Origin of the sequence: Pseudomonas sp. AM8, from assembly GCF_036346475.1 — a bacterium.
In the GTDB taxonomy this organism is placed as follows: Bacteria; Pseudomonadota; Gammaproteobacteria; order Pseudomonadales; family Pseudomonadaceae; genus Aquipseudomonas; species Aquipseudomonas marginalis.
The window spans coordinates 73,936-82,110 of sequence record NZ_JAOTNX010000020.1 but is presented as its reverse complement, the minus strand read 5'-3'; the positions used below and the strand labels follow the sequence as shown (position 1 = coordinate 82,110).

At 60.5% G+C, this 8,175-nt stretch carries 7 protein-coding genes and 1 pseudogene; all 8 read right to left on the bottom strand.

Annotation, left to right across the window (positions count from 1 at the left end; all coding sequences use genetic code 11):
- A pseudogene (locus V3W40_RS32270) lies at positions 1–429 on the bottom strand (transposase); the annotation flags it as partial.
- A 781-nt stretch (positions 430–1,210) separates the two neighbouring features.
- Entirely contained in the window at positions 1,211–1,537 is a 327-nt protein-coding gene (locus V3W40_RS32265) for a tryptophan synthase subunit beta (protein WP_330208537.1), read from the bottom strand.
- 278 nt (positions 1,538–1,815) lie between these two features.
- Positions 1,816–2,856: a hypothetical protein gene (locus tag V3W40_RS32260; protein WP_330208538.1), complete on the bottom strand. Its 1,041-nt coding sequence runs from the start codon at positions 2,854–2,856 to the stop codon at positions 1,816–1,818.
- A 22-nt stretch (positions 2,857–2,878) separates the two neighbouring features.
- Positions 2,879–3,793, bottom strand: a complete 915-nt coding sequence (flgL, locus tag V3W40_RS32255; RefSeq protein WP_330208539.1) for a flagellar hook-associated protein FlgL — start codon at positions 3,791–3,793, stop codon at positions 2,879–2,881.
- An 80-nt stretch (positions 3,794–3,873) separates the two neighbouring features.
- Positions 3,874–5,238: a flagellar hook-associated protein FlgK gene (flgK, locus tag V3W40_RS32250; protein WP_330216359.1), complete on the bottom strand. Its 1,365-nt coding sequence runs from the start codon at positions 5,236–5,238 to the stop codon at positions 3,874–3,876.
- A complete protein-coding gene (locus V3W40_RS32245; protein ID WP_330208541.1) occupies positions 5,235–6,383 on the bottom strand; it encodes a lytic transglycosylase domain-containing protein in 1,149 nt (382 codons plus the stop codon). The genes flgK and V3W40_RS32245 overlap by 4 nt, the downstream gene beginning before the upstream one ends.
- Before the next feature lie 13 nt (positions 6,384–6,396).
- Complete coding sequence (locus V3W40_RS32240) at positions 6,397–7,497, bottom strand: flagellar basal body P-ring protein FlgI (RefSeq protein WP_330208542.1); 1,101 nt, start codon at positions 7,495–7,497, stop codon at positions 6,397–6,399.
- Positions 7,498–7,508: 11 nt separating this feature from the next.
- Positions 7,509–8,171 (bottom strand): flagellar basal body L-ring protein FlgH, encoded by a 663-nt coding sequence (flgH, locus tag V3W40_RS32235; protein WP_330208543.1) that lies wholly within the window; start codon positions 8,169–8,171, stop codon positions 7,509–7,511.
- Between the last annotated feature and the right edge of the window lie 4 nt (positions 8,172–8,175).

Sequence of the window (8,175 nt, the reverse complement as noted above, 5' to 3'; positions counted from 1 at the left end):
GGTGGCATCGACGATGGTGCCTTGTCGCAGTGACAGGCCACGCTCGCCCAGATAGCCATTGATCACGCCGAGGATGCCATTGGCCAACTCGTGTTTTTCCAGCAGGCGACGCAAGTTGAGAATGGTGGTTTCGTCTGGGATTCGCTCCAGGCTCAGGCCGGAAAACTGGGGCAAGATCGTCGTCTCGTACAGCGCCTCTTCCATCGCCGGATCACTGTAACCAAACCAGTTCCGCATGAGATGAACCCGCAGCATCGCCATCAACGGATACGCCGGACGACCGCCTTCGCCCTTCGGGTAATGGGGTTCGATCAGAGCGATCAACCCCTTTCAGGGCACAACCCTATCCATCTCGATCAGGAACAGTTCCTTACGGGTCTGCTTGCGCTTACCGGCGTACTCGGCGTCGGCGAAGGTCATTTGCTTCATCATCGAAAAGCTCGGCGATTGGCGTTCGAGGACTCTGCCAAATCAGGAAGTCTTTTTCAGAATTTCCCTAAACATCCGCGAACTATCCATCCTGTCATCACAGGGAGCCTCGCAGACGAGCGGTGCTAGTCATGAGTTGTCGCGGTTAGCTAAAAACTTGAATGGGATTGTAGGACGATTCAGGCTGAATTGAGGCGGGATAATATTGCAAATGTGCAGTAGATTTGGCGAGCGCCTCCCCCGCAACAGTTGATCTCGCCCCGGTCTTCGGAAGCATGCAGGAACGAACAAGGATTGGATTTCTATCCGCTAGCCCCGAATAGCTTCTGCAAATGGACAACTCCCTCACCCACTTCGCTGACGCAGCTGCCGTAATGTTGCGCACCGGCCGGCGCGGCTGGCGGTACCGGCTTTGTCGCCGAGGCCTTTCTCAACCCACCTTTCACCCAGGCGTTGAGGTAGTCGCAAAACTGACGGGGCTCGCGAAAAAGGTGCAACGCGCCGATCTGGTAGTCACCGACAAAGGCCATTTCGATGCCAAACTCTGCGGGGCCAAACCCCGCTGGGCGCAGCCCGCTTGGCCAAGCAATTTGGCGTGCCGTTGGGGACGCTGGGCGAGGGTTACGCCCGACTGTACGAGGCGGGCATCGATACCCCGTTCTGGTTAAAAGGCGGGCGCATCGCGCTGATGAAGCTTGCAGCCAAGCGACTACTTTGCTTGGTAAACGGACGCGCTATATTGCTCAGCTGTTGCAGGCGGGTAAGTCGTTCAAACTTTGAGCTAGTCGATATCCAGGTGATCCGAAATGCCTTCCAGATCAGCCCGGGCGATGGCGCGCTGGTCGAGTTTTTGCCGGGCAGCCAGGGGCAGGTCGGTGTAGCTGATGAGGCCTTTTTCCACCAGCACAATGACCACGTCTTCAAGCACACGCACCAGGGTCCAGTCAGACTCCTTGAGAATCTCCAGCTTGGCCTGCACTTCCAGCTTGATGTTCAGCCAGTTTTGCAGCTCCTCGCTTTCCAACGCCATGCTGGCGCTCATTTCGGGAAAAGGCTCTTGCTCGACCCGCAGAAGCTTGCCGTGTTCGTCGCGCTGGATGTAAACCATAGGGGCCTCTTTATGAAAAACCGTGCGCGGCGCGAGGCAGAACTGGTACGCGCGAAACGCAATGGCGCTGAGCATAAGCCGAGTGAGTGTCAGAAGAAAACCCAGGTTTCCCGGTAATCTGGCCATTACGCCGCTGAATGTCCCAGGGATGTAAAACCTGGCGCGAAGCTGACTCACCGGTCGGACTTTTCTGCCTCAGCCCGTACCAGGCGCAGAGGCCACGCACACAGGCGCGCAATCGATGCGGCATACCTACTCCCACAAGGTTTGTACGGTGATTAGGACAGCAGACTGACCACGGCGAAACGGCTGATATTGGCTTGCGCGACCACCGTCTGGGTGACCGCTGCAAAGCTTGCCTTCGAGCGATTTGCCAAGTTGAAGGCGGCACCTGCGTAATCGGCCGCCCACTGTTTTTCATCGTTGTCGGCCTGGCGCGCGAGAAAGTCGCGAATCTCTTGCTGGCGGTGGCTGAGCTGATCGCGGATGGCGCCCACCTTATCCAGCGCCGCCACCACCGAGTCCAGCACCCGACGCAGTTCGCGCACGTTGCTGGCGTTAACCTCGGCGGGAAATTTGAATAGCTGGTCTTCCTCGCTTTGCACCTTCTGGTAGCTGCCTTTGGCAAACAGCTTGCCCTCGCCCTGCACCGCCAACTGCGGTTTGAGGTCTTTCCACTCGCTTTCACGGACGGAAAATTTCAGCTCGCCGCTTTGCCCAAGTTCAGCGCGTACGCCCACCTGGCCGAGGCTTACGTTAAAGCGGCGCAGCAACTGCTCGCCACTCATGCCGTCATCCAGAACCACGGCAATCGGCTCGGACGATTGCCGTCCGGCGCTAAACAGCAGCGTCTCTTTGCCCGATTCCTGAATCGCGGCCAGCGAACCCAGCCCGGTCAGGCTAAACCGGCTGCGCAGCGGTTCGTTAAGACGCAGTTTCAGCGTGCTGTCCAGCGTGCCGCCAGAGCGTTCGGCGCGTTCGGCCAGCAGTTGATTGAGCTGCTGCACCGCCTGTTGCAGGCCTTCTTTGTCGGCGCCTTGGGCGGCGCTGAGCTCGCGGCTCAGGTTGTTTTTCAACTGGCGCAGGCGGCCGCTCAAATCGTCCAGGTAGCTTTCGGCAGACTGCATCGACGACAGTTGCTGGTTTAACTGCAGGTTGAAACTGGCGCCCTTGCTTCGTGTGCGCTCGCCCGCCGCTGCCTGGCTGGCGGCCGGGTCGGCTTTGCTGGCGGTGGCCAGCGGCGTATCGCGCAGCACTGGCTGCCTACGTTCCTGCGGATCAAGGGCGGCAATGGCCGTTAACGGGCTTTCAACCTTCATGGCGAGTCTCTTCCAGCAGGCGTTACAGGAGGTTGAACAGCGACAGGTCGTTGACTGTCAGGTAGGTCTTCTGGGTCGCCTGCAAAGCCAGTTTGTAGTTCTGCAAGTCGATGTTCGCGCCGGCGTAGTCCAGGCCCGCCAGCTCGCCATCGATTTGCTTGTTCACCAGCGATATGTCCGAGTTGCTGTCGTCGAGCAGGGTCAGGGTGTTCTGCCGCCCGCCCAGTTCGGTGATGCTGCTCAACACGCTACCGTGGGTGGTGTCGAGCCCGGCAATGGCGTCGCGAATCTGCTGCACGGTGGCCGGATCAGTGCTGTCCAGCGCCGGGTCTTTGAGCCGATTGATCACGCTGTGCAGGCTATTGAGAAAATCCATGCCGGTGCCAAACACCCCGGCAATCGCCACGTTTTCTTGCACCAGCACACCGTTGGCCACGGCGGCCTGGCGGGTTTTGTCGTTGCCGTTGGCGCTGTAGGTTTCAGTGGCGCTGTCGTAGGCCACGGCGGGACGGTCGGTGAGCGTGCCCGAGAACAGATAACGGCCCTCTTCGTCGCGCACGTTCAGGTAGCTGAGCAAGGTGCTTTCCAGGCTACCCAGCTCGCTGGCCATGGCATTCAGGTCGGCAGAGGTGTTGGAACCGTTGGCCGCCCAGAGCAGCAGGTCACGCACCTCGATCATGGTGTCGGAGGTCGACTGCAGGTTGCTCTCCTGAATCGACAAGTTGCTCGACACATTGGTGATGTTCTTGCCGTACTGGGTCAGGCTGGCTTCAGCGCGCTGTATACGCAGCAAGCGGACGCTGGCAATCGGGTCGTCCGAAGGCTTGAGAATGCGCGTACCGTCGGACATTTTCTGCATCAGCTCGGCCATCTCCGATGAGTTGCGGTTCATCGAGTTGAGCATGGTGGCCGCGGTCTGCGAGTTGGTAATGCGCATGGGCAAATCTCATCTATCGGAGCGGACGTAGGGCAAATATCACCAAGCGATATCCGCCGTTTCACAAAACCTGAGACGACTTAAAACGCCGCCAACATCGTCTCGAACAAATCCTTGGCCGTACTGATGACCTTCATGTTGGCCTGGTACGCCTGCTGGTAACCCATCAGGTTCACCGCCTCTTCATCCAGATTCACCGCGCTCACGCTGTCGCGCTGTGTCTGGGCCTGGCCGGTCACGGTTTTGGCGGTGGTCAGATCGGCCTGGTTTTGCCGGCTGACGCTGGCTAGGTCGCCAATCAACCCGGCGTAGGCATCGTTCACGCTCACCTGGTTGCCGTTGACGGTGATAGCCTGATTACGCAGCTCGAGCAAGTTCAGCAGCGCGCCGTTATTACCGGTTGCGCCCGCGCTGTCCGACAGTGCCAGGTCCACCGCCTTGATGCCGCTGAGGCTCAACATGTTCGAGCTGCTGCCCGGCGTGAACGTCAGCAGCGCCTGGCCGGCATTGCCGTTCAGGTCGAAGCCGGCGCCCAGGGTATCGTTGACCATTTGCGCGAATTGCTCCGCCATCTCGCTCAGCGCGTCCTGGTTTGGGCGCAGCACTTGGTATTCGGTGTCGTACAGCGCGCCTAGCGAGCCGCCGAGGTTTTCCTGGCTCAACGCGAACGTGGTGCCGGCAAAGGCCAGGCCGATTTCCTGTTCGCCCGTCGGCGTCAGGCGGACGCTTAAATGGGCTGCCGAGGTGCTGGCCACCAGCGGCTGGCCGTTCGCCAAACTCACCTCCAACGAGCCATCAGCGGCGGTATTGGTGCGCACGCTGGCGTATTGGCTGAGCTGGGTCACCAGGCTCTCGCGCTGGTCTTTAAGGGTGGCCGAATCGGCACCCGCGGCTTCGGCGGCAATGATCTTTTTGTTTATTAAGGCGATATTGCTGGTCAGGCCATTGATCTCGGTAACCATCGAGCCGCGCTGCTCCTGCGCCGACATCAACTGCGTGTGCAGGTTGCCGCCCAAGGTGTTGAAGCGCTGCGCCAGGTTACCGGCCTCGGCGATGATCTGTTGGCGCAGGGCGATGGAGTCTGGTGTGGCGCTGGCTTCGCTGACGGCGGCAAAAAAGTTGTCCAAGCCCACGCTGATGCTCGAGCCATCGCCCGACATCAGTCCTTCCAGCGAGGTCAGGTACTGCTGCGAGGTGCTGTAGTAATTCTGCGAGGTGGTAGCGCGCCACAGCTGCTGATTGAGGAAGTCATCGGAAATGCGCCGCACATCTGTCACCTGCACGCCGCCGCCACTCAGGCTACCGTAGCCAGATACCGAACTCATCACCGCATTCAGGCGGCTAAAGCCCGGGGTATTGACGTTGGCAGTGTTCTGCCCGGTAACCGACAGGCCGATCTGCGAGGCACGCACACCGCTGTAGGCGATTTGGGTCAAATTGGTCACGACAGGCTTCCTTTTGGTTCTCTAAACGCGGGCATTTCAATGCGGATCTGCGGTGCGAAGGCGGCCGACAGCGATTGGTGCAAGGGCTGCTGACCGGGTAATTGCACCACTCTCTGATCCAAGGCGACCACATCGCCAGCCGGCTTAAATGCAGCGGTACGCGCGTCCGGTTTGTCGCTCACATCCGCCGTGCGACTCGCCGCCATGCCGACTATCTCGCCTACTTGCAGGCGTTCATCCAGGCTCGCCCGTGCTGGCACCGGCAGCGACTCCGTGGCTTCGCCGCGCAGGCGCTGCTGTTGCAGGTCTTGCAGGATGCTGCGGGTGTAGTTGCGGGTTTCTTCATACGGAATGCGCTGCACCCAGGCCTCGGTGCCGATCTGCCCGGTGCGCGGGTCGCCGTTGCGTTGCAACCACTCATCCACCTTGCCAGGGCCGGCGTTGTATGCCGCCACGGCCAGCGCCTGGTGCCCGTCATAGCGTTCGAGCATGTCTTTCAAGTAAGCCACGCCGAGGGTTTTGTTGTACTCGCCGTCGCGGGTCAGGCGTTCTTCGCTGAAGTCCAGGCCGAGCTTGGCCGCCATGTCGCGTGCGGTGCCAGGCATCAACTGCATCAAGCCGCGTGCGCCTTTGGTGGACACCGCAGCGATATCGCCAGCCGATTCATGGGAAATCAAACTGTCCACCAGGCTGCCCAGCGCTTCGCTGCCGCGCTGCCACACCTGATTGACCGCCGCCACACCGCGCTCCCAGGTACTGGCCAGCGGCTGCTGCGACACGATATGCGTGCGCGGCAAGTCAGCTGAACGCGCCGCCTGCTGGGCAGCGGTGAGGGTCAATTGCGGGGTCACGGTGCCGGCCAGTTGCTTGACCAACATGTCACTGATACCGGTCTGCTTGCTGGTGGCCAGGTGTTCGGCCATGGCTTCGTCGTAGAAGTCGCGCATGGTGTCCAGCTCGCGGCTGCGCATCGGGTTGTCGGCCGATAGCACGTCGCCTGCCTTGCGCATTTGCTTGAGGATCTGCTGCAAAAACAACGCTTCAAACTGCTCACTGGCCGCCTGCAATTGCTGGCGCGGGTCGCTGCCCGGGGCATTGAAGCTGCGCGCGTTATTGATGGCGGTGGGGAGGGACATAATGCTCATAAGGCGCTCACAGTCAGATCACGATCAATTCGGCATTCAACGCACCGGCCTGCTCCAGCGCCTGCAGGATGCTCATCACATCGTCCGGGGTGGCGCCAAGGCTATTCACGGTGTTGATGATGCTTTCCAGGCTGGCGCCTTCGGGCCACTTGAACATGGCGCTTTTATCCTGGGTAACCGCCACATCCGACTGCGGCACCACAGCGGTTTCACCGCGGGAGAAGGCATTGGGCTGGCTGACTTGCGGGTTTTCGCTGATGGTCACGGTGAGGGTGCCGTGCGCCACGGCAGCGGCTTTCACTCGCACGCCCTGGCCTACGACCACGGTACCGGTGCGACTGTTGAACACCACTTTTGGCCGCTCACGGCCCTCCTCCACTTCCACCGCTTCAAGCAGTGCCATAAAGCTGGTGCGCTGGTTGCCGGCCGCTGGCGCGCGCAGGCTGATCTTGGTACCGTCCATAGCGTTGGCGACCCCGGGGCCGAACACGCGGCCCAGCGCGGTGACGATTTTCGCGGCGGTTTGAAAGCTTGGCTGGCGCAGATTAAGCATCACATCGGGGCGGCTGTTGAAGTCGCTGGGGATCATCCGTTCGATGGTCGCGCCATTGGGTATGCGACCGCCGTTGGCGCTGTTTATCGCCACGCTGGAGCCGCTCTGGCCGGTGGCGTTCAGGCCGCCAACCACAAGATTGCCCTGAGCAAGGGCATAGGTTTCGCCGTCCACGCCGCGCAACGGAGTCATCAGCAATTGGCCGCCGCGCAGGCTTTTCGCATCGCCCAGCGAGGCGACGGTGATGTCCACGGTTTGCCCCGGGCTGTAAGACGGCGGCATGGTGGCGGTAACTGTTACCGCTGCCACGTTTTTCAACTTGGGATCCACATTGGCCGGCAGGTTAATGCCGAACTGTTTGATCATGTTGGCCACTGACTGGCTGGTGAACTTCACCTGGTTTTTATCGCCGGTGCCGTCCAGCCCTACCACCAGGCCATAGCCAATCAATTGGTTGCCGCGAATGCCTTCCACGTCAACCAGATCCAGCAGCGGAACCGCCGCAACGCCACGGCTAATGCCGAGCAAGGCCAAAACAAACAGCAGGTGCGGCGCGCGCATGGGTAAAAGCCTCACAGCGGAAAGATGGGCGAGGTAAAGAAGCGCGTCAGCCAGCCGGCCGAGTTGCTGTCATTGAGCAGGCCGCGGCCGGCGTAGGAGATGTTGGCGTTGGCAATGTTCTGCGACGACACCTGGTTGAAACGGTTGATGTCGTCCACCCGCACCAGCCCAGTCAGACGAATAAACTCTTCGCCCTGATTAAGCCGCAGGTTTTTTTCGCCCTTGACCATCAAGGTGCCGTTGGGCAACACGCGGTGCACGGTGACGGCAATGGAGCCGCGTAACGAATTCTGCTGCGAGCTTTTCGCCGAACCATCAAAGCTGCGATCGGCGCTGGCCGAGCTTTCCACTTTGTCATAGGTGTGGCCGAGCACCGTAGGAATGCCCACGGCCAGTTCAGCCTGTTTGCCAAAACTGGTACCAGCGCTTTTGCTCGACTGGGTGACCTCTTCGAGCACCACGGTAAGGATGTCGCCAATGCGCACTGCGCGCTGGTCCTGGGTCAGCGCGCCGCCATAGCCGCTGCGGAACAGCCCGCCGCCGGTAGTGGGCGGCAGGCTGTAATCCAGGTCCAGCGGTTGGTAGGCGCTAGAGTCTTCGTCGGGGAGCATTTCCTTGAAGCTGGCGCAGCCGCCCAGCAACAAACCGGCGGTAATGATCAGGGCAATTTTCATGGCG

Coding starts and splice junctions, on each gene's coding strand:
- V3W40_RS32265 (WP_330208537.1), bottom strand. CDS start 1,537: ATGGTTTACATCCAGCGCGACGAACACGGCAAGCTTCTGCGGGTCGAG.
- V3W40_RS32260 (WP_330208538.1), bottom strand. CDS start 2,856: ATGAAGGTTGAAAGCCCGTTAACGGCCATTGCCGCCCTTGATCCGCAG.
- flgL (WP_330208539.1), bottom strand. CDS start 3,793: ATGCGCATTACCAACTCGCAGACCGCGGCCACCATGCTCAACTCGATG.
- V3W40_RS32245 (WP_330208541.1), bottom strand. CDS start 6,383: ATGAGCATTATGTCCCTCCCCACCGCCATCAATAACGCGCGCAGCTTC.
- V3W40_RS32240 (WP_330208542.1), bottom strand. CDS start 7,497: ATGCGCGCGCCGCACCTGCTGTTTGTTTTGGCCTTGCTCGGCATTAGC.
- flgH (WP_330208543.1), bottom strand. CDS start 8,171: ATGAAAATTGCCCTGATCATTACCGCCGGTTTGTTGCTGGGCGGCTGC.